Source organism: Clostridium sp. 001 (assembly GCF_019056555.1).
Taxonomy (GTDB): domain Bacteria; phylum Bacillota; class Clostridia; order Clostridiales; family Clostridiaceae; genus Clostridium_B; species Clostridium_B ragsdalei.
The window spans coordinates 3,574,400-3,596,500 of the sequence record NZ_CP020473.1 but is presented as its reverse complement, the minus strand read 5'-3'; the positions used below and the strand labels follow the sequence as shown (position 1 = coordinate 3,596,500).

At 31.4% G+C, this 22,101-nt stretch carries 19 protein-coding genes; 6 read left to right on the top strand and 13 right to left on the bottom strand.

Going from position 1 to position 22,101, the window contains the following annotated elements:
• Nucleotides 1-243 precede the first annotated feature (243 nt).
• The 5 genes from B5S50_RS16690 to mraZ all read right to left on the bottom strand — a co-directional run bounded on the left by B5S50_RS16690 (nt 244) and on the right by mraZ (nt 5,664).
• On the bottom strand, nt 244-1,692 hold the full coding sequence (locus B5S50_RS16690) for a UDP-N-acetylmuramoyl-L-alanyl-D-glutamate--2,6-diaminopimelate ligase (RefSeq protein WP_065077603.1): 1,449 nt from the start codon (nt 1,690-1,692) through the stop codon (nt 244-246).
• 232 nt (nt 1,693-1,924) lie between these two features.
• On the bottom strand, nt 1,925-3,712 hold the full coding sequence (locus tag B5S50_RS16685; RefSeq protein WP_065077604.1) for a stage V sporulation protein D: 1,788 nt from the start codon (nt 3,710-3,712) through the stop codon (nt 1,925-1,927).
• Nucleotides 3,713-3,718: 6 nt separating this feature from the next.
• Nucleotides 3,719-4,189 (bottom strand): hypothetical protein, encoded by a 471-nt coding sequence (locus tag B5S50_RS16680; RefSeq protein ID WP_217303819.1) that lies wholly within the window; start codon nt 4,187-4,189, stop codon nt 3,719-3,721.
• A 36-nt stretch (nt 4,190-4,225) separates the two neighbouring features.
• Nucleotides 4,226-5,155 (bottom strand): 16S rRNA (cytosine(1402)-N(4))-methyltransferase RsmH, encoded by a 930-nt coding sequence (gene rsmH / locus B5S50_RS16675; protein WP_065077606.1) that lies wholly within the window; start codon nt 5,153-5,155, stop codon nt 4,226-4,228.
• An 80-nt stretch (nt 5,156-5,235) separates the two neighbouring features.
• Nucleotides 5,236-5,664 (bottom strand): division/cell wall cluster transcriptional repressor MraZ, encoded by a 429-nt coding sequence (gene mraZ, locus B5S50_RS16670; RefSeq protein WP_065077607.1) that lies wholly within the window; start codon nt 5,662-5,664, stop codon nt 5,236-5,238.
• A gap of 280 nt (nt 5,665-5,944) precedes the next feature.
• On the opposite strand from mraZ, the gene ychF reads away from it, so the two are divergent.
• Complete coding sequence (gene ychF, locus B5S50_RS16665; RefSeq protein WP_065077608.1) at nt 5,945-7,042, top strand: redox-regulated ATPase YchF; 1,098 nt, start codon at nt 5,945-5,947, stop codon at nt 7,040-7,042.
• A gap of 136 nt (nt 7,043-7,178) precedes the next feature.
• Here the strand turns inward: ychF and B5S50_RS16660 are convergent, their stop codons facing one another.
• On the bottom strand, nt 7,179-7,787 hold the full coding sequence (locus B5S50_RS16660; protein ID WP_065077609.1) for a TetR/AcrR family transcriptional regulator: 609 nt from the start codon (nt 7,785-7,787) through the stop codon (nt 7,179-7,181).
• Between the two features lie 256 nt (nt 7,788-8,043).
• Here B5S50_RS16660 and B5S50_RS16655 point away from each other — a divergent pair, with 256 nt between their 5' ends.
• The 3 genes from B5S50_RS16655 to B5S50_RS16645 are packed head-to-tail and all read left to right on the top strand — an operon-like array spanning nt 8,044 to nt 11,247.
• Complete coding sequence (locus tag B5S50_RS16655) at nt 8,044-9,042, top strand: HlyD family secretion protein (RefSeq protein ID WP_217302367.1); 999 nt, start codon at nt 8,044-8,046, stop codon at nt 9,040-9,042.
• The gene (locus B5S50_RS16650; protein ID WP_242872097.1) at nt 9,032-9,682 is read left to right on the top strand and encodes an HlyD family secretion protein; all 651 of its coding nucleotides are present in this window, start codon (nt 9,032-9,034) and stop codon (nt 9,680-9,682) included. Before B5S50_RS16655 ends, B5S50_RS16650 begins: the two co-directional genes overlap by 11 nt.
• Nucleotides 9,683-9,696: 14 nt before the next feature.
• Nucleotides 9,697-11,247: a DHA2 family efflux MFS transporter permease subunit gene (locus B5S50_RS16645; protein ID WP_217302366.1), complete on the top strand. Its 1,551-nt coding sequence runs from the start codon at nt 9,697-9,699 to the stop codon at nt 11,245-11,247.
• Nucleotides 11,248-11,298: 51 nt separating this feature from the next.
• On the opposite strand, the gene B5S50_RS16640 is transcribed toward B5S50_RS16645, so the two are convergent.
• Nucleotides 11,299-13,620, bottom strand: coding sequence for an AAA family ATPase (locus B5S50_RS16640; protein WP_065077612.1), 2,322 nt, complete (start codon nt 13,618-13,620; stop codon nt 11,299-11,301).
• 225 nt (nt 13,621-13,845) lie between these two features.
• Between B5S50_RS16640 and B5S50_RS16635 the strand changes: the two genes are divergently transcribed.
• Complete coding sequence (locus B5S50_RS16635; RefSeq protein WP_065077613.1) at nt 13,846-14,250, top strand: hypothetical protein; 405 nt, start codon at nt 13,846-13,848, stop codon at nt 14,248-14,250.
• A 36-nt stretch (nt 14,251-14,286) separates the two neighbouring features.
• Here the strand turns inward: B5S50_RS16635 and B5S50_RS16630 are convergent, their stop codons facing one another.
• On the bottom strand, nt 14,287-16,824 hold the full coding sequence (locus B5S50_RS16630; protein WP_207644792.1) for a calcium-translocating P-type ATPase, PMCA-type: 2,538 nt from the start codon (nt 16,822-16,824) through the stop codon (nt 14,287-14,289).
• A 461-nt stretch (nt 16,825-17,285) separates the two neighbouring features.
• Between B5S50_RS16630 and B5S50_RS16625 the strand changes: the two genes are divergently transcribed.
• Nucleotides 17,286-18,917, top strand: a complete 1,632-nt coding sequence (locus tag B5S50_RS16625; RefSeq protein WP_065077615.1) for a putative manganese-dependent inorganic diphosphatase — start codon at nt 17,286-17,288, stop codon at nt 18,915-18,917.
• A gap of 65 nt (nt 18,918-18,982) precedes the next feature.
• Here B5S50_RS16625 and B5S50_RS16620 read toward each other — a convergent pair whose 3' ends face one another.
• The 5 genes from B5S50_RS16620 to B5S50_RS16600 form a co-directional block, all read right to left on the bottom strand.
• Nucleotides 18,983-19,372, bottom strand: a complete 390-nt coding sequence (locus B5S50_RS16620; protein WP_154104944.1) for a hypothetical protein — start codon at nt 19,370-19,372, stop codon at nt 18,983-18,985.
• Nucleotides 19,373-19,814: 442 nt separating this feature from the next.
• A complete protein-coding gene (locus B5S50_RS16615) occupies nt 19,815-20,603 on the bottom strand; it encodes a flagellar basal-body rod protein FlgG (RefSeq protein WP_217302365.1) in 789 nt (262 codons plus the stop codon).
• 24 nt (nt 20,604-20,627) lie between these two features.
• Nucleotides 20,628-21,395 carry a flagellar basal-body rod protein FlgG gene (locus B5S50_RS16610; protein ID WP_217302364.1) on the bottom strand — a complete coding sequence of 256 codons (768 nt, stop codon included), beginning with the start codon at nt 21,393-21,395 and terminating at the stop codon, nt 20,628-20,630.
• Nucleotides 21,392-21,586 carry a hypothetical protein gene (locus B5S50_RS16605; RefSeq protein WP_217303839.1) on the bottom strand — a complete coding sequence of 65 codons (195 nt, stop codon included), beginning with the start codon at nt 21,584-21,586 and terminating at the stop codon, nt 21,392-21,394. The genes B5S50_RS16610 and B5S50_RS16605 overlap by 4 nt, the downstream gene beginning before the upstream one ends.
• Nucleotides 21,587-21,588: 2 nt before the next feature.
• Complete coding sequence (locus B5S50_RS16600) at nt 21,589-22,077, bottom strand: hypothetical protein (RefSeq protein ID WP_217302363.1); 489 nt, start codon at nt 22,075-22,077, stop codon at nt 21,589-21,591.
• Between the last annotated feature and the right edge of the window lie 24 nt (nt 22,078-22,101).

Sequence of the window (22,101 nt, the reverse complement as noted above, 5' to 3'; positions counted from 1 at the left end):
TAATATTTTCTTATACTAGAAAGTACTCCATCATTACCTGATATTTGTTCTTTGCTATCTGTTATTTATTTTTTCAAACTCTATAGGCTTTCTAATCGAAATTTGAACTTATACATAACATGTAATGACAAAATTGAAGGCAATTTTAAAAACTTATTAAAGTTTTTAATGTGCTGCAATTTGTCATTATATGCTCTAGTATAAGTTAACTTTCAAACTAAAAACTCTATAATTGTAAATTGATCACTGTGCATTGTCTAAAATTTCAGATATTATCTCTCTTTCATCAAAATGTATGGTCTTATCTTTTAATATCTGATAATCTTCATGCCCCTTTCCTGCAACCACAATTACATCTCCTTTTTGTGCCATATGTATAGCTTCCTTTATAGCTTCTTTCCTATTTTCAACTACCTTGTAATCATCTTTTTCAACACCATTTACTATTTCATTAATTATTGCCATAGGCTCTTCTCCTCTTGGATTATCTGAAGTTATAACTGCAAAATCAGATAACTCTGTACCTATCTTGCCCATTATAGGTCTTTTGGTATTATCCCTGTCTCCACCGCAGCCAAAGACAGCTATAAGTCTTCCTGTAGTAAATTCCCTAGCAGTTTTCAATATGTTCTCCAACCCATCTGGAGTATGGGCGTAATCTACTATGACTTCGTATCCAAGGTTATACCCTTTAGTAACTATTTCACATCTTCCAGGTACAGCATCCATAGATTCAAGTCCCTTTTTCACAACTTCTAAACTTATACCTTCGCAAAGGCATGCCCCTACACTTCCAAGAGCATTCATTATATTATATTTACCTGGTATATTTAAATTTATATGCGCTGTCTGCCCCCTATATGTTATATTAAAATTAGCTCCTCTAGAATGTATATTTAAATCATCAGCTTTTAAATCAGCTTCCTTATTTATAGCATAGGTTATCTTGGTTCCTAATGCATCTTCATATATTCTATCTCCATATTTGTCGTCTATATTTATAACAGAATTAATAGTATTTTTAAATAATATTAATTTGGCCTTATAATAATTTTCAAAGGTCTTGTGAAAATCTAAATGATCCCTCGTTAGATTTGTAAATATTGCCTCTGAAAATTTCACTCCGTATGCTCTATCTAGGTAGAGTGAATGAGAAGATACTTCCATAACACAATACTTAACTCCTTCATCCACCATCTGTTTAAATAACTTCTGAAGTTCTAAAGATTCAGGAGTAGTTCTATGAGAAGGTATTTTCTTGTCTCCTATATAATTTGCTATAGTACCTACGAGTCCTACTTTATAACCTGCTGTCTCTAGTATGGATTTCATCATAAATGTAGATGTAGTTTTACCGTTAGTTCCTGTTATTCCTATTATTTTCATCTTTTTAGAAGGATTATCATAGTAATTTGATGAAATAATAGCAAGTGCTTTTCTTGTATCCTTTACCTTTATCACAGTACAATCGGGTACATTTTCTACTTCTTCGCTTATTACAATAGCTGCCGCACCATTTTTATAAGCCTTATCTATGTATTTATGTCCATCTGTAACATATCCCTTTATACATACAAAAACATCTCCAGATTTGACTTCTCTAGAATCATATTGAATTTCCCCTATATTTAAATCACCATTTCCCTTAACAACTTCATATGTAAGTCCGTTCATCACTTTCTTTAATTTCATAGTATACACTCCCTAATTTAAAATTGTCTGATGACTACCATCCATAGTACTCCCATCACACTTTGTGCATAATCTACACATAGCATTGGCATGCAGACTTAATAAATAATAGTACTGCATGCCTTAAAGTAATTTTCTATCAAATCTTTCACTATTTTATTATAATTTTCTAATCACTTCATGTAAAGAACAAGTTAATTATTTTTATCAATGAATCCATCAGATAAATGCCTTAAGGTGATGTATCCCCTTTCACTGCAAGATAATTAAGTACATCTTCAAAAACCTGCTTTGCTGTAGGTACCGCAGTTTGACTTGCATAATAAGTGGATGGATCTGGTTCATCTATAGAAATTAAAATTGTTATTTTAGGGTCATTCGAAGGTGCCATACCTGCAAATGAAGAAACATATTTTCCTGTCTGATATCCTCCAACTCCAGCTTTCTGGGCTGTACCTGTTTTTCCTGCTATGTGATAACCTTCTATAAAAGTACCTTTTCCACTGCCCTCTGTAACTACCCTTTCTAGGTATGATCTAAGCTTTGCAGTTTTACTACTATCCAAAAGTTTTTTACTATTACCAGCTAAGTCATATTTTTTATCTGTAACTTCTTTGCTACTATTTTCATCATAATGTTCTATTTCTTTCATAACATGAGGAGTAATTAAAGTTCCTCCGTTTGCCACTGCATTAAAAGCTCTAAGATACTGAACTGCTGACACTGTATCCGTCTGTCCAAAAGAAATAGTTGCCAAATCTACATCGCTTATATTTTCCGTCTTTTTGATTATTCCTTTAGCTTCTCCTGGTAAATCTACTCCAGTTTTTTGACCAAATCCAAATTTTTGTATGTAATCATTTAATTTTTCTTTTCCTATTTTTTTGCCAAGCTCTGCAAAGCCTATATTGCAGGAATTTTTAATTATATCTGGAAAACCTTGTACACCATGTCCAGCAGATACCCAGCAATGTATAACTCTATTGCCTATGGTTATGCTTCCATTACATGTAAATGTATCACTATCACTAACTGAATTTGTTTCAAGCGCAGTTTGTGCAGTTATAACTTTAAATATGGAACCTGGTTCAAAAGTATCGCTTACTGCTCTATTTCTCCATATATTTTGAAGCTCTGAGTAAGATTTATTATCTACCCAAGGAGAATTTGGGTTGTAATCAGGTTTATTTGCCATAGCCAGTATTTCTCCATTTTTAGGATTCATAATTGTTATAGAAACTGCTTTTGCATTATAATCTTTAAGTGCCTGCTCTGCAGATTTTTCTGCAAAATGTTGTATCATTTCATCTATAGTAAGTACTATATCCTTTCCATCTACAGGTTTTGTAAATTCTGAAATAGTATAGGGAAGTTCTTTACTCTTTCTATCTAATTCTGCAATTCTACGACCTGGGGTACCTGCTAAATCCTTATTATAATAAAGTTCTACTCCTGTAAGTCCAACTCCATCTGAATTAGTATGTCCTATTACCTGTGCTAAAAAGTTATTATTTGGATAATATCTCTTAGTATCTGCAGATACAAGTACTCCATTTAAATTTAAACTTCTAACTTTATCCGCTTCAGCTTTTTCCACTCTTCTTTTAAGCGTAGCAGAAGCAATAGGTAGCCCTCCTGGAAGAGTTTTTTTCATTATTTTTGATACTTCTTTCTTATCCATAGAAAGAGCCTCTGCTAACTCTTCTGATATTTTATCTTCCGATATCTTCTTCTCTTCCATAGTGTCTCTCAACGTATTCATATCCAAATCAATTCTGTACACATTAGCACTTACTGCTAATTCATTTCCACTTCTATCTAAAATTCTTCCTCTTTTTGCATCAATTTTGACATCACTTGTCCATTGAGCTATTGCCATGGATTTAAGCTGTGGCGATCTGTATATCATTACATAACACATTCTCCCTACTAGTAAAAAGAAAACCATAAATAGAAAACTAAAAATAATTACCATTCTTTTTCTGATAATTACTCTATCTCTGTATTCCTTTTTAGCCAAAATTATTTACCTCCATATCAATTGCTTCAACTCACTTAATATCCCCTTGTGCATTTCTGATTCATCCGAATTTTCTTCTACTTTAATAACTTTCTTATCTAAATTTGTATATACTGCATTTCCTTTATCCGGTACCTTCATCTGTAATTTATTTATTGCATTATCCTCTATGTATCCCAAATTATTGTATTTTACAAGTTCTACTCTCAAGTTTTCATTTTGTTTGTTAATTTCACTTATATCGTTTTCTATAGAATTTAGCTCCGTCTGTGAATTGTATATTGCACAATATCTATAGACCAGAATAACACCTACAATAAAAACCACACATATGTTTCTAATTACTTTTAGTTTCTTTTTTACCTTTAACGCCCTATTCGGATCCTTAGTTTTAATCTTTCTTTCTTCTGTCTCTTTGTAAGGCTTGTACTCTGGCTGAAGGGCAGTATTTCCATTTACCATACTGTCTTTGTTCATTAATATCACTTTATTCACCTCTTTTAAATTTTAGAACTAAATTTTCTCTGCTGTCCTAAGCTTAGAACTTTTACTTCTTGAATTTTTCTCTTTTTCCTCTTCTGTAGGTATTATAGGCTTTTTATTTATTATTTTTACAATAGGTTTTTTGCCACACACACATAGGGGAAAATCCGGTGGACAAGTACATGGATTCTCTAATTTTTTAAATTTAGTTTTTATAATTCTATCTTCTAAAGAATGAAAAGTTATAATTGATATTCTTCCGCCTGTATTCAGTCTTTTTACGCTATCCTCTACTGCTTTGTTCAATATTTTAAGTTCTCCGTTTACTTCTATACGTATAGCTTGAAAAGTTCTTTTTGCAGGATGACCTTCTTTTTGAAATCTTGCAGGTATTGCATTTCTTATTATATCTACAAGCTGTAATGTTGTATTTATAGGAGCTTTTTCCCTTTCAGTTACTATAAACTTTGCTATTCTCTTTGAAAAGTTTTCCTCTCCATAGTCCCTTATAACGTTATAAAGATTTTCCTCACTATAATTGTTAATCACCTCATAAGCGGATAATGAACTATCCCTATTCATTCTCATATCAAGGGGAGCGTCCTTCATATAGCTAAATCCCCTTTCTGATTCATCTAGTTGATAAGACGAAACTCCAAGATCCATAAGTATACCATCAACTTTATCTATTTTAAGTTCTTCTAAAATTTCATCTATATAATAAAAGTTATTGTGAACATAAGTAATATTTTTAAATTCATTTAGTCTCTCCCTTGTTGCATTTATAGCAGATGTATCCTCATCTATTCCTATTAACCTTCCCTTATGGGATAACCTCTTTAAGATTTCAAAGGAATGCCCTCCTCCTCCTAAAGTGCAGTCTACATATATTCCATCTTCTTTAATATTTAAACTATTTATAGTCTCGTTAAGTAGTACAGGTACATGTTTAAATTTCATATAATACATCCTCCAATTTTGCTATAGCATCTGAAAAAAATAACAAGTCAAAGATATGACGGATATTTTTTTAAAGATGCTTATATTCCAAGTTCATTCATTTGTTCCGCTATATTATCAAAATTTATATTTAAATTATTGTATTCTATCCAATTTTCTTTACTCCATATCTCTATTCTGCTAGATACTCCTATACTTACTATTTCCTTATTTATATCTGCATATTCTAGGAGTGTCTGGGGTATTAAAATTCTCCCCTGCTTATCAGGTTCCATTTCATTTGCCCCGGAGAAAAAAAATCTTACAAAAACCCTTGCATTTTTATTAGTAAGTGGAAGTTTCTTTAACTTCTCTTCAAGTAAATGCCATTCACAAAGTGGGAAAGCATAAAGACAACTATCTAAACCTTTAGTCAAAATAAATTTGTTCCCTAATTCTTCTCTAAATTTAGAAGGTATAATTATTCTATTTTTACTATCTAGTGAATGTTCATACTCACCTAAAAACATCATTACACCTCTTACTTCTATTACGCTCCACTTTCAACCACTTTAATCCACCAAATTACTTATTCTATATTAACATAAAATTTCCTCTTTTTTAATAGACTTTTAATATTTTTTTTAAACCTATTAAATTTATTTTTTCATCAATTTTTTTCATCTCCTTCTACTAACCAGCAGAATTAGTTTATATTAACTACATTTATTGAAATAATATGCTCTGTAGAGTATAATTTAGATGAATTTTACACCAGTTAATTATATTTTAAGAAGGGAATGTACATAGATGAAACTTGGAATTGTGGGTTTGCCAAATGTTGGCAAAAGTACCCTATTTAATGCAATAACAAAGGCAGGTGCGGAATCTGCCAATTATCCATTCTGTACTATAGAACCAAATGTAGGAGTGGTTAGTGTACCAGATAAAAGATTAGATGTACTTGAAAAAATGTACAATTCAAAGAAAAAGGTATATACAGCTATTGAATTTTACGATATAGCAGGACTTGTAAAAGGTGCTAGCAAGGGAGAAGGCCTTGGAAATAAATTTTTATCACATATAAGGGAAGTAGAAGCTATAGTACATGTAGTTAGATGTTTTGAAGATGAGAATATTGTACATGTAGATGGCAGTGTGGACCCTATTCGTGATATTGAAACCATAAACTTAGAGCTTATATTTTCAGATTTAGAAGTAATGGACAGAAGAATTGAAAAAGTGTCGAAACTTGCGAAAAGTGGAGATAAAGAATCAAAAGTTGAATATGAAATTATGTTAAAAGTAAAAAAACATCTAGAAGAAGGCAATCCTGTAAGAACTCTAGATCTAAATGAAGATGAAGCCGAACTTGTTAAAAGCTTCTTTTTACTTACAACTAAACCTGTACTCTATGTAGCCAATATTTCTGAAGATGACTTAACTTCCGGAAATTTGGAAAATGATTTTGTAAAGAAAGTACAAGAATATGCAAAAATGGAAGGCTCAGAAGTAGTAATAATTTCTGCCAAAATAGAAGAAGAACTTTCTTCTCTAGAAGATGATGAAAGACTTGAGATGCTAAAGGAATATGGTTTAAATGAAGCAGGTCTGGATAAATTAATAAACAGCAGCTATAGGTTACTTGGTCTTATGAGCTTTTTAACTGCTGGAGAAAAAGAAGTAAGAGCATGGACCATAAAGAAAGGCACTAAAGCTCCGGAAGCTGCAGGCAAGATACACACTGATATACAAAAGGGATTCATACGAGCTGAAATTGTATCCTACGACAAACTCGTGGAATGCGGCTCCGAGACTTCTGCAAAAGAAAAGGGATGCTATAGATTGGAAGGAAAAGACTACATTATGCAGGATGGAGATGTAGTTAACTTTAGGTTCAACGTTTAGACAATTCACAATGCATAGTTAATAATTTAGGAACAAAATGTTAAAACATTTTGTTCTTTTTTTGCATATTACAATACAAATTTCTAGCAGAGAGTGGAAATTTAATACAATTCCAAATTGTACATCGTGAATTGCATTATATACTATTGCCTTGAAGCGACTTAATTAACATATCTATATATTTATACCTAACATTTTTATCCTTATAATTTAAATTAGAAAATTTTCTTGTTTGGTTATCAGATATTACAGGAAAAATTAAACTAGCAATTCCCTGCAGTGCCATCATGGATAATTTTTCTTCATCTTTAATTCCCGTAACTTCGGATAAAATATCTTTTATCTTAAAGACTCCTTCATCTTCAATAAATTTAATATAATCAAATTTCAAGTCATCCTTATATATAATAAGTTGATTGACAAAATTTCTAAATACATCTGGATACTCAACGCTAGCATCAGAGTAACTCCTAAGGAAATTCCTAAGTCTATCTATTGGTGCAATCTGCTTATTTTCGAGAATTTCAAAAGAACTCATAAATTTACTGGTAAGACATTTTAACGCCTCGTTAATTACACCTTCCTTTGAACCAAAATAATAATTAATTGACGCTACATTAACATCAGCTGTCGCTGCTATTTTTCTTATAGTAACATTTTGAAATCCTTCTTTTCCAATAATATAAAGAGTAGAATTCAATATTCGATCCTTAGCATTTGGAATATCTTTTGAATTATATTTCATTTAATATCCTCCTAAAATAACTATGTATTATGAAACATTGTTTAAAACATCTTTGAATATTATATTACTTATTTATATGTTTTTTGTCAATAGTTACATTCAAGAATTTTGAATTTCTAATGATAAATGCTGATAATATTAAATTTATATTGACAATCCTACTATAAAATACTATTATTTTATTAAACAATGTTTTAAACATTGATTAAAACATATATCTCTATAATAGATAAATTTCAATTTAAGGGGGATAAAAATGAAAAAGCTAATATCAACATTATTAATATGTACTTTACTATTTATTGGATGTTCTTCTCACAATGACAGTTTAGATTCATCTAACAAAAAAAATTCTACCTCATCATCCAAAGACATATACCTCTTTGGTGGAAAAATTGCAGCAAATACCTCTTCCAATGTATCTGCTAAGATCAACGCAAAAATATCTCAAATCAAAGTAGATGTGGGAAGCAAGGTTAACTCAGGAGATCCTATTATCTACTTAGATACAAAAGATCTGCAGGCTCAGGTAGACCAAGCTCAGGCATCTGTGGCAACCGCTCAAGCTAACCTAGCTAAAATCAAATCCGGTTCAAGACCTGAACAAATTGCTTCTACAAAAGCAGCCGTAGATGGTGCTAAAGACGCTTATGATATTGCCCAGAAAAATTACGATCGTGAAAAACAGCTTCTTGCAAGTGGTAGTGCTGCCCAAATAAATGTAGACCAAGCCGAGCAAGTCCTTTCCAGTTCAAAGGCTCAATATGAATCTGTAAGCCAAAATTTAACTATGCTTCAAAATGGATCAACCGAAAGTGATATAAATGCAGTGGGAGCTACTGTAAACCAAGCTCAGGCTAGTGTAAATACAGCAAAAACTTCACTTAGTTACGGAGTTATTACAGCCCCTATATCTGGAACAGTTACCGTTAAAAATGTAAATGAAGGAGAAATGTCTGGTGTTGGTCAAATTCTTCTTACTATAGTAAATGCTGACCAATTGCACGTAGATAGTTATGTTCCTCAGGAATTACTCACTAAAATAAAAGTTGGTGACCAGGTTAATGTAAAAGTATCTAACATCAATAACGGTATATTTCAAGGAGAAATTTCCGTAATAGACACCCAGATAGATTCTCATAGCAAAGATGCACTAGTAAAAGTTACTATTAAAGATGAAAATAATGTGTTAAAACCAGGAATGTTTGCAGAAATAGGCTGTAAAAACAAGGTAGGTGTTAAGATTGAAAAATAGAAAAGTATTGATAGGAATAGTACTGTTACTTATGATGATAGCTATTGGTGGAATAGTTACCTATTATGTATACAACAATATGTATTACGTTTCAACAGACGATTCCACAATTCAAGGAGATTTGATTAAAGCAACTCCTCAAATTTCAGGAAAGCTCGTAGAAATAAATATAGATGACGGAGACTACGTACAAAAAAACCAAATAATTGCAAGACAGGACATGGGAAATCTTCCTGATACAAGCTTAGACAGTTCCATTATAAGGGCACCAATCAGCGGAATTGTCCTCAAAAAAAGCGGCACTGTAGGAGAGGTACTTTCTCAAGGACAGCAAATTGCTATAATGGTAAATCCCAGCAATTTATACGTAAATGCCAATATAGAAGAGACAAAAGCAAGAAAAATAAAGCCTGGACAAGTTGTAGACATTACAGTAGATGAATATGGTGATAAGCAATTTAAAGGTAAAGTTAAATCAATTGGTAAATATGCCAATTCTGATCTAGCACTTATACCTACATCAACTAGTGGAACTTTTACAAAAGTTGTTCAAAAAATTCCTGTAAAAATTTCATTTGAAACTACCAACTGTGAATTGCTGCCGGGAACCAACGCAATTGTTAAAATTCATATTAAATAAGGAGGTAGTTTTAAATGGCAGAAGATAATAACTCAGATTCATATAGATGGCTTAGTCTTGCAGTAGTAATTATGGGCACATTTATGTCTATTCTCGATGGCAGTATAGTAAATATTGGAATACCTAAAATGATGGCAGTTTTCAATGTATCTTTGGATGATGTTCAGTGGGTCTTAACTGCCTATACCCTTACTTTAGGTGCAATTGTACCAATTACAGGATTTCTTTCAGAAAAATTTGGAAACAAAAAACTATATATTTTTTCCTTAATATCATTTACAATAGGTTCCCTGCTCTGCGGTATTGCTTGGAGCAACACAAGCATGATAATTTTCCGTATAATTCAGGCTATTGGCGGAGGAATGATCATGCCTGTAAGTATGACTATAATTCTTAAAATGTTTAATTTCAAAGAACGAGGACTTGCCATGGGATTTTGGGGAATAGCAAGCATGGCAGCACCTGCCATAGGTCCTACTCTAGGTGGTTACATTATAGAAAAACTAAGCTGGAGGTTAATTTTCAATGTAAATGTACCAATAGGAATTATGACAACAATTTTATCAGCACTACTGCTTAAGGAATTTCCACATAAAGCCCCTGAAAAAGTTGACATTTTAGGCTTTGTATTTTCAACAGTAGGCATTGTAAGTATTTTATATATACTAAGCCAAAATCCTATAGATTGGAGTGATATAAAAAATCCCCTTCTACTAACAATAGGAATTTTTAATTTAATACTATTTATTATAAACGAATTATCTGTTCCAGAGCCGCTTCTGGACTTAAAATTACTAGCACGACTAGATTTTTCTTTTTCCTTAATTGCTCTGGCACTCATAAACATGTGTTTAATGGGTGGAGTATATGCAATGCCTTTATTTTTTCAAAAAATTGATGGATACACTGCAATGCAAACAGGATTGCTTTTACTTCCTTCTGCCATTGTTACCGGCGTTATGATGCCTATAAGTGCAAAACTAATAGATAAAGTTAATGAAAAAATAGTAATACTACCAGGATTAATTTTATTACTTTTTTCTTGTTATCAATTAGGCATGCTTACCTCTAATACTTCAAAAGACACTGCAAATTTATTTTTGATACTTCGTGGAGCAGGAATAGGTCTCACTATGATGCCTCTATCTACTTTTGGAATGAATCTGCTGCCTCAAAAATTAGTGACTCAAGGTTCTACCATCCAAAATACAATAAGACAAATATCCGGCTCCGTTTCAATAACAATGATGACCCATTCCCTTAGCAGCCAGGCAGAAATATATTACCATAAGCTTTCAGAACAAATAACTCCTTTTAACAATACAGCTTTAAATCTTTTAAACCAAATTCAGCAAAGTCTTTCACAGATTGGACTATCTACAGTAGATAAGCAGGTTCAAGCTAAAAGTACCCTTGTAAAACTAGTAAGCCGTCAAGCATACTCAGATGCTTTTGATTATGCACTGATGCTGTGTACCATATTTGTAATCGTCGCTTTAATAGCAACTTTATTTATAAGAAATAGGAATCAACTTTCTTCTTCTAATGAAGAAATAAAATCCTAAAAAGAACTGCAGCAGATTTCTCGAGATCAGCTGCAGTCTTTAAGAATTCTGCTATTGTTCTTTATTTTTATAGTACTTTTTAAGCTCCTTCTTAGCCTCATGAATTACATTATCATAATTTTCTTCCATAAGAATTTCCACTGCATCTTTTAAGTTAGACATAATATAAATATGAAAATTACCATCTTCTATTTCCTTTTCCACTTCACTTTTTAATGCTAAGCTGCTTGCATTAGACTTTGGAATGAGTACACCCTTCCCTTTTGTATTATCTAATACTTTACATATTTTAAAGAAACCTTCTATTTTTTCATTCACTCCTCCTATAGGTTGTATTTCTCCAAACTGATTTATGGAACCTGTTACAGCTATATTTTGTTTTATACTTATTTTCGTAAGTGCAGATATAATACTAACTAACTCTGCTACGGAAGCACTATCTCCATCTACTCTTCCATATATTTGTTCAAAGCTTAAATAAAAATCCACAGGTACTCTATTATAACCACCGCTTAAATTTTTAACATGCCCCTTTAATATATTTATTGCCTTGTTATGAATTTTTCCACTTAAGTCACTTTCTTTTTGGATATCTATAATATTTCCATTACCTTTGTAACACGAGCAGGTTATTCTTATAGGCTTTCCAAAATTAAAATACCCTGTGTCAATTATCGACAGAGCATTTACCTGTCCCACCGTTTTACCCTTTACGTCTATAAATATCTGACCTTCTGTGTAAGAATCCACTACCTGACCCTCTATAATTTCTTCTTTATAAGCTGTATTCGTGATATCTTCTTCATTTATAAAATCCCTATGATCTTCACAAACTCTTTTGTCTGAAATTATTAAAATTCTTTCTAGATCATAGTCATCCATAAAAAATTTATCTCTATTTTCAGCTTTTCTGGATAAAAATTTCGCCAGCTCCTTTACAGCTCCCTCATCCGCAGGATGTAATTTATTGTTTTTACATATAGAAAGCACTTTATATAAGAAAGCTTTCTTTGCATCCTTATCCATCTGTAAAATAGATTTGCACTCAGCTCTTATTCTAAAAATCTTTTTAAAATCTTCATCATAAGTATAAAGTAAATCATAGGTACGGTAATCTCCTATAAGTATTATTTTTTCATTAAACTCTATAGGTTCTGGTTTTAATCCACTTAAAGACAATAATTCTAAATATCCTCTATTATAATTCAAGTCAACTTTGCCACTTATAATAGACTTTTTTAAATAATAATATGCTCCTTTATTATTTAAAAGACTGCTAACTCGAAGTACTAATATTCCACCATTTGCCTTTAAAAGTGATCCTGGTCTAATGAGGCTTGGATCAGTAACATAAGTCCCATTTTTATTTTCATATTCTATACTTCCAAGTAAATTATTTATAGACGGATCTTCTTCAAACACTATAGGTAGTTTGTCTTTATCACTATTATCTATGAGTACATTCACAGAATACCTATATATTATATTCCGTATATTATCTACATCATCTTCATAGTTTATAGAATATATCTCTTTAATTTCACTTTCTATATTGTTACATATATTGCTTAAAAATTCTAATGCCTTATTATCCTTACTAAATACGTTAAAATATTCTTCCTTTAATTTCTTTGTATCTTTTTTATAATGTTCATCTATGAGGATTTTAATCTTTTCCATTTCATAGGATTCCATATCTTTTAATTTATCTAATATCCTCTCTGCATGAATCTTAAGTACATTTACTTTGTTTACTATTTGTTCCTTTTTTTCTAAATCTAAAGACTCATACTCTATCTCATTCATCATTTTTCCATTTTCTTTTAAAGGAACAAAGCTAAAACCATTTTCCGTAATTTTTAATGAAAATCCTTCACTTTTAGACATTTCTACAATTTTACTTATCAAATAACTTCGTTTTTTTTGAATGTTTTGCACCAACAATTTCTTTTGTTTGTCCTCATATCCATTGTAAAATTCATAAGTAGAATTAGCATATATATTTTGTATTTTCTTTAGCATACTTTTTAGTTTTTTACCTTTCCCAGGCCTTAAAAACAATACTTTAGGATTTTTAATATCTTTCATAACTATATAGCATATATCCTGAAGTTCTATTTTATCTTTCATAGTTTCATTTATAAACTTGTTAATATTTTTAAGTTTATCTTTTGAAAATTCATCTATAAGATAAACATTGTATCCTTGTTTATCTATTGTTAATGCATCCTTCATATTTTCATATACTCTACTATACTCAGGCATATAATCAACATTTCTATTTAAATCATCTCTATCATCCTCGCTAAAGTCAATATCATCTAACTTAAAATCATATATGATTTGTTCTTTAGGTAATTCCCTATAATTCATATCCCATTCTCCTTGTATACTTAGTCTAATATAATAGTATTCTTAAAAAGTTTATTTAGGAACGAAAATAAAAAAATAAGTATATCAACCTCATATAAAAAACATACTAAAAATTATAGGCGTGTTTCAAAAATAAATATACTATGGTATAATATAATCAAATTTTGTCTGTTATTTCTAATAATCGTATAAACAAAATAAAGTAACAAAGGAGTTAGTATATACATGAGTTTTAAGGAGAAAATTGCTCAATATTACACAAAATCTTATTTAAAAAAATATGGCGACAGGTTAACTCAGGTTCAAGGCACTGTTGTATCTGTCAAAGTTAGTAAAAAAACTATATTATGGATATTTAATAAATTAACAGTAACACTTTTAGTAAGACCTGATAGAAGCAGAAACATAGTAAAATGCTCTTATATTAAAAAAAGATGGTTTAAGAAGCCTGATTTCATATCTATACATCAAGGCAATCTGGTTTTAGTTCAAGGACTTAAAGGGAAAAGAGGAAAAGAGAATAGAGAAAGCGTAGAACTTATAAATATACGAAATATGACCACAAAAAAGGACTTAATTCCTATAGAGGGAAAAATGCCCAAAGTTCAAAAAGTTCAAAGATTTAAATAAAAAAATTAGAATTGCTTTTAAGCAATTCTAATTTTTTTATTTAAAGTATAAGTAAAGACTGTTTAAAAATGCAATTATCCCAGAGAAAAACAAAACTATTGCCCACTGTGAAATTCTAAGTGCAGATGTATGAAAAACTCCACGTAAAAATGGCAAGTAAAGTATGCATAAAACCATAGTAATAGATGTAGCAACTGCAGCTAAAAGATAAACATTTGTAAATAAATTTATCTCAAATAATGAATGATTTTCTGATCTACATTCAAATACATGTATAAGTTGTGACATTATTAGAGTACAAAGTGCTATAGTTCTGGATGTCTTAAGTCCAAAGCCTAGATATAATCCTATTACAAAAGCAAGCACTGTGCACACTCCAATAAGTGCTCCCCTCACAATAATTTTTTCACTTAGTCCTCGTGCAAATATACTTTCATTTTTAGCTCTAGGCTTACCCCTCATTATATCTCCCTGAGGTGGATCAACTCCAAGAGCTATAGCAGGAAGACCATCTGTAGCTAAATTTACCATTAGTATTTGTATAGGCAAAAGCGGAGTATCTAAATAAAAAATAGAAGTAAGAAACATGGTTAAAACCTCTCCTAAATTGCAAGATAAGAGATACCTTATAAACTTTCTTATATTATCATATATAACTCTTCCTTCTTCTACAGCAGATACTATGGTAGCAAAATTATCGTCAAGTAGTATCATAGAAGAAGCCTCCTTTGTTACATCTGTACCTGCAATTCCCATGCAAATTCCTATATCCGCTTCTTTTACTGCAGGTGCATCATTTACTCCGTCTCCAGTCATAGCTACAATATTACCTTTAGCTTTAAAGGCTTTTACTATTCTAAGTTTATGTCCCGGATTAACTCTTGCAAATATGGATATGTCTTGTATCTTAACTGCAAGTTGTCTATCACTCAGCTTGTCTAATTCCTCTCCAGTTATAACCTCTGATTCATGTTTACATATGTCCAGTTCTTTTCCAACAGCAAAAGCCGTATTCTTGTGATCTCCAGTTATCATAACTGGCCTTATACCTGCTAATTTACATTTTAATACTGCATCTTTTGCTTCCTTTCTAGGTGGATCTATAATTCCCGCTACACCTATAAATATTAAATTCTCCTCCAAAGACTTACCTGGCACCACTTCTTTGTCCTTGTAAGCACCTGCTATACATCTTAAAGCATCAAAAGACATTTTTTCCACTGCTTTCAAAGCCTTATTTTTCTCATCTGAAGTAAAAATTCGTACTTCACTTCCATCTAATATATATTTGCACCTTCTTATAACTCTCTCCGGTGCCCCTTTCACATAACCTATCTTTCTTGAACCTTCTTTCATTATAACAGACATCATTTTTCTATCAGAATCAAAAGGTATATCATAAGTTCTCCTGGCCTTTCCTAAAAAGGTGTTTAAAGTTTTAATATCTTTGAAAAAAGCTTTTATAAGAGCTACTTCCGTAGGATCTCCAATAACCGCCCCTGAAATATCTGCTTTTTTCATATCAAAATTACAATCATTACAATATGTAAAAGCTTTTTTCATAAGGACATTTTCTGGTAAAATATCCTTGCCTATCCTATGTACCCTTCCATTAAAATAAAGAGCCTTTACAGTCATCCTATTTTCAGTAAGAGTTCCTGTCTTATCACTACAAATCACTGAAGTACATCCAAGTGTTTCCACTGCCGGTAGTTTTCTTATTAATGCATTTCTCTTTAACATTCTAGATACTCCAAGAGCTAGTGCTACTGTTACTATAGCCGCAAGGCCTTCCGGAATAGCAGCTACAGCTAAACTAACTCCTACTAAAAACATCTCATACTTGTCTTGACCTCTCCATACTCCAGTCAATGTAACTACAATACATATAGCAATACACATGACTACAAGCACTTTTCCAAGGGAAGCAAGCTTTTCTTTAAGAGGAGACCTTTCCTTTTCAATGTCCTGAAGCATACCTGCTATTTTTCCCATTTCTGTCTTCATTCCTGTTTCAACAACTTTTGCCCTTCCCTTGCCTTTTATCACTATGGTACCCATGTATAGTGAATTATTTTTATCTCCACTATCCTTTTCCACTCCTACAGATTCTCCAGTTAAAAGGGACTCGTCTACCATGAAATTTCCAGTAGAAAGTAAAATACAATCTGCTGGAACCTTATCCCCAGTTTCCAGAAGTATCACATCACCTATTACTAGTTCTCCTGCATTTATAACCTTCACTTTTCCATCCCTTATAACCTTTGAAGTAGGGGATGCCATTTCTTTTAATGCTTCTAAAGATTTTTCTGTCTTAAATTCCTGTACAAAACCTAGTATGGAATTCATAATTACAATAATGAGTATAGTTATTGCATCTGCTTTTTCCCCCATAAATCCGGATATAATTGTGGCTACTATAAGTATCCAGGTTATAAAATCATTAAACTGAGAAATAAATATTTTTATAGGAGATACTCTTTTTTTCTGTTTAAGTACATTGGCTCCATATTTTTTAAGCCTTCTCTCTGCCTCAACTTGAGTTAAACCACTTTCTAACTCCCTTTCATTAATCAATCTTATCCCTCCAAGGCATTTATTTTCTCTACGTTAATTAAATATATGCCCCTTTTGCCTTACATTATGACAGTCAATTCACAATCCACGGTGCACGATGCACAATTCACCATGCACAGTTCACAATTAAAGATGATTTTCTGTTGTCACAGAAAATCTAAAAATTTAATGCTCATACTGCTTAATTTTTAGATTTTTAATAACACTCTGGGAGAAAAATCTACCAAAATTATGCATTGTAAACTGTTAATTATAATAATATCTGGATATAATTAATATAAGGTTTTTAATTGAAATTTAAACTTATACGTAAAATATAATGACCTGTATAAGTTAATTTTCATTATAACCCTATATATAGATAATTAAGTGATTTTTTGCTATAATATTATGTGTATTTGTAACATTACTTTTGTAAATAGATATATTATTCATATATACACTTAGGAGGAAAAATTATGAACGATGTTGTATACATTACAGGGCATAAGAATCCGGATACAGATTCTATATGTTCCGCAATAGCTTATGCTGAATTTAAAAATAAAATAGGAGTTACAACAATTCCTATACGGTTAGGAGAGCTAAATAAAGAAACTCAATTTGTACTTGATTACTTTAAAGTTACCCCACCAAAACTAATGGAAAATGTTAAACCTCAAATTTCTGATTTAGATATTGATAATGTAAATCCTATATCCCCTGAAACCTCCATAAAAACAGCTTGGTCAATGATAAGTAAAAATAATGTTAAAACCCTCCCTGTAGTAGATGGAGACGATAAATTAATAGGTGTTGCATCTCAATCCAACATAACCTCCTGTTATATGGACATATGGGATTCCAATGTAATTCAAAAAAGCGGCACTACCCTTGAAAATATACTGGATACATTATCAGCCAAATGTGCTTATGCTTCCAATGAAAACATCAAGTTTACAGGAAAAGTCATAATTGCTGCAATGCAGCCAGAAAGTATCTGTGAATTCATAGAAGAAGGGGACATAGTTATATGCGGTGACAGGGTAGACGCACAGGATATTATACTTGATTCCAAAGCTTCACTTATGATAATAACAGGAAATCACACAGTAAATGATGACATACTGGAAAAAGCAAAAAAAGTTAATTGTTCCATTATAGTTACTCCTTATGATACTTTTACAACTGCTAGGCTAATCCCTCAAAGTATTCCTATAGGGTATGTGATGAAAAAAGATAACTTAGTCTGCTTTAAGACAAATGACTTAATAGAAGATGTAAGAGAAGTTATGCTTCAAACCAGATACAGAAGTTATCCTGTAGTGAATTTAGAAAATAAAGTTATTGGAAGTATGTCTAGATATCATTTAATATCACAAAACAAAAAGAAAGTAATACTTGTAGATCACAATGAAAAATCTCAATCTGTTGTAGGATTGGAGGATGCAGAAATACTTGAAATATTAGACCATCACAAGGTAGGAGATATCCAAACTGGTTCACCTATATATTTTAGAAATGAACCAGTAGGTTGTACAGCAACTATAGTTGCATCCAAATTTTTTGAAAATGGCATAAGACCATCTCAAAAAATTGCAGGACTTTTATGTTCTGCTATAATTTCAGATACCCTTATGTTTAAATCACCTACTTCCACAGATTTAGACAAAATGATACTTAGAAGATTAGCAGCTATAGCTGAAATAGATCCTGAAACCTTCTCTAATGATATGTTTAAAGCAGGTTCTTCTCTTGAAGGAGAAACTCCTGAAGAATTATTAAATCAAGATTTCAAAGCATTTAATATTTCAGAAGTAAAAGTAGGTGTTGGACAGATTTCGACTATGGATACAGAAGGATTTAAATCCATTAGGAAAGACATTATAAAGGTTATGGAATCAAAATGTAAAGAAGAAAATTATGGTCTTATAGTTCTTATGGTAACAGATATATTAAAAGGTGGATCTGAATTAATTGCCATAGGTGAAAAACAGGATGTAGTTTCTAAAGCCTTTAACATAACTTTAACTGATAATGGTGCCTATGTTCCTGGTATTCTATCAAGGAAAAAACAGGTTATCCCACCTCTTACTGCTGCCATGTCTTAATACAAATAAAAGGGCTACTGCAATAGCAATTTTTTGAAATTGCTTTGAGTAGTCCATTTTTCTTTTTAATCCTGAATATCCGATATATCTACAGTTCTAATTCTTGTACCACCATAACTGTCATCTACAGTTTCCTGTTCGTCTTCCATATTTTTTTCTTCTGGCTCTTCTTCCTCTTGTTCTGTTTCTTCTTGCAAATCTTCATATTTTTCATCGAAAGGTACATATTCCGTTTTTTCTTCAGAATCATAATATGGATATGTTGGTGCTGGTGTCTGCATATAATTTGTAGGATACATGCACCTCATATATGCATTCTTCCTAGCATTTAAAAACATAGGGCACATTCTATAAAAGTCAGGGGAGTACATATTCTGAGGATAGTCCATATCCCCATCATACATATAATCTTCTTCCATATATTCATCTTGGTCCATAAAAGGACATCTATACATAACACTGATCCTCCTGAAAATATTACATCTGTACATTATATGTATGTACCTTGCATATGTTTCATAAAATTATAGAGTTTCTCAGTTGAAAGTTGACTTATACAGATCATATAAGTTCAAGTTTCAACCCAGAATACCTCATACAGTGTTACTCTTGAAAATAAATATATATGAAGAAATACTTTATAAAGCTTTTTAACTTAAAAATCAACTTATACGCAGGCATATTTTTACAATAATGAAGCTCTTTTAAATATTTTGTATATAAGACTTAGTGAAAAATTTTTAAAAAATCTAGAACTTTTGAATTGTTTGAGGTACGAGTTTTCAAAAATTCTCAGCATTTTTTAAAATTTTTTGCTTAGCCTTGTCAAAATATTTAATGAGCTGAAGGTTGTAAAAAATATCCGGAGTATAAGTTGATTTTATGATTAGAAACTCTCTATCTCTTCATACCGTTTATGAGTCCCCACATTTCATCTGAAGTAGTAAGTCCTTTTGATGCAAGTTCAAAAGACCTCTGTGCCATTATCATATCTGTCATTTCTCTTCCAATATCTACATTAGACTGCTCCAAATAGCCTTGAACCACATGTGCTTTGGTATTTATATTCATTTGTACATTGTTTGCTGGCTGGTATAAATTATCTCCTATAGATTTCATGGAATCCTGCCCTACTGCATTATATATGTTTATCTTTCCATAAGGTACACTGTCATTATTAACATTCATGTATATTTGTCCAGTTTTTTCATCTACTTTAAAATTATCATTTTTAAATACCGTTCCTGAATTGAATAAACTACTTCCTTCTGCTGTAAGATTGACTTCAAGTTTATTTCCATTACTATCCACCAAATTTCCGTTTCTGTCTACAGTAAAATTTCCTGCCCTTTCATAAGCTGCTGTTCCATTTGCTAGAGTTACTTTAAAATATCCATCTCCATCTATAGCCATATCTGTTTTAAGCCCTGTTTCTTCAATTGGTCCCTGAGTATTATCTCTAATCCATTCTGTAGCCTTTACCCCTGTACCATTTATTGTATTTGTCCCATTAGGATTAGTAGGATATCCTTTTCTGTTTAAGGTTTCATATACTAGATCATTAAATTCTACATTTTCTTTTTTATATCCTACAGTATCTGAATTTGCTAAATTATTGGATATACTATTTAACTTATCCTGCTGTGCATTCATAGCACTTACACTATTCCATATAGCTCTAAGCATACAAAATCATTCCTTTTCTATTAATCATACTTTACCGCCTTCATTTATTAGTTTCTCCAAAGTTTCATCTATTGACTGAACTGCCTTTTGATTAGTTTCAAAAGACCTCATAGTAGTAAGCAATTGCGACATTGTATTTACTATATTTACATTGGATTTTTCAAGTGATTTCTGCCTTACCACAGCATTTGTCTCTTCAGCATTTGTTCCTGTATATAAATTGTCTCCAACTTTTGTCAAAGTATTATAATCATTAAAATCAACTGTATAGAGCTTATAACTTGGAGTTCCATCTATACTTATATTTCCGTAATCATCTGAATTCATCTCTCCATTTCCCACATTCATTTCACCTAAAGCACCTGTCCTAGTATTTCTTGCCAAAACACTGTCTCCCGCATCATTTACCAGTACTCCATTTGTATTTACGTGAAAATGGCCATCTCTCGTATAATACTCTTTTCCATCCTGTGCCCTAACAGTAAAAAATCCTCTTCCATCAATAGCAAAGTCAGTAGATACACCTGTAGAATCTATGGATCCTTGGGTAAATCCTGTTTTAACTGAATCAATTCCACTTCCAAGACTTATAGACCCTATTATATTTCTAACACTTCTATTTCCTTCTGTTTTGTCATAATTTTGTAAAAGCATGTCATTAAAGCTTTTCACCCTAAGGTCATCCTGCTTAAATCCTACAGTATTTGCATTTGCCAGATTATTTGTTATCACATCCTGTTTTGCCTCTTGAGTTATCATTCCAGATACTGCAGAGTAAAAACTTCTAATCATTTGTTTCCTCCTTTATCCATAACTTTCATTTCGTCAGGATAATGCATTCCCATTGATCTTGCCTTATCCTCAATTTGACCTTTACTCATTTGGTATTGGATCTTAACACCACTCATTATAAAAGTAGTTATTAAAATACCTATACCTATACCTATAAGTATCTTTCTATCACTAAAAAAATCAAAAAACATTTTTATTTTGCATACAATTCTTTTATTAATAGAACTTCCCCCTTGCCAATACCAGTTTTCTCAGATATGTCACTTACAGAAATATTATCTTTTAATAATCCTCTTATTTCATCAATTTTAACATTATTTGTATAAGCTTCAGTAACCTTATCTGAATTTTCACTTTTTTTTGGTTCTTCTTCAGTATTGTCTTCATCGCCTTTGATATCTTCAACTTCTTCTTCCACTAATTTTTCCTCTACTTCTTCAGATAAAATAGCTTCATAAGAATCATGATTACCCTGTGTTTTTAAATCTTCAATTTCTTTTTGAAGTTCAAGTATAGTTTCTGCAAATTCCTTCCTCATTTTGCCGATTTCCAGTTCACAGTTTCCCATTTCATTTTGCTTTACATTTAATTTGTCTTGAAAAGATTTTTTTTCTTTACATACTGCATTGAAATTTAATACTACTAAAAGTATTCCTGCTATAATCAATATGATTGGAACCATAAAATTTTCTCCTTCTTAAAAACA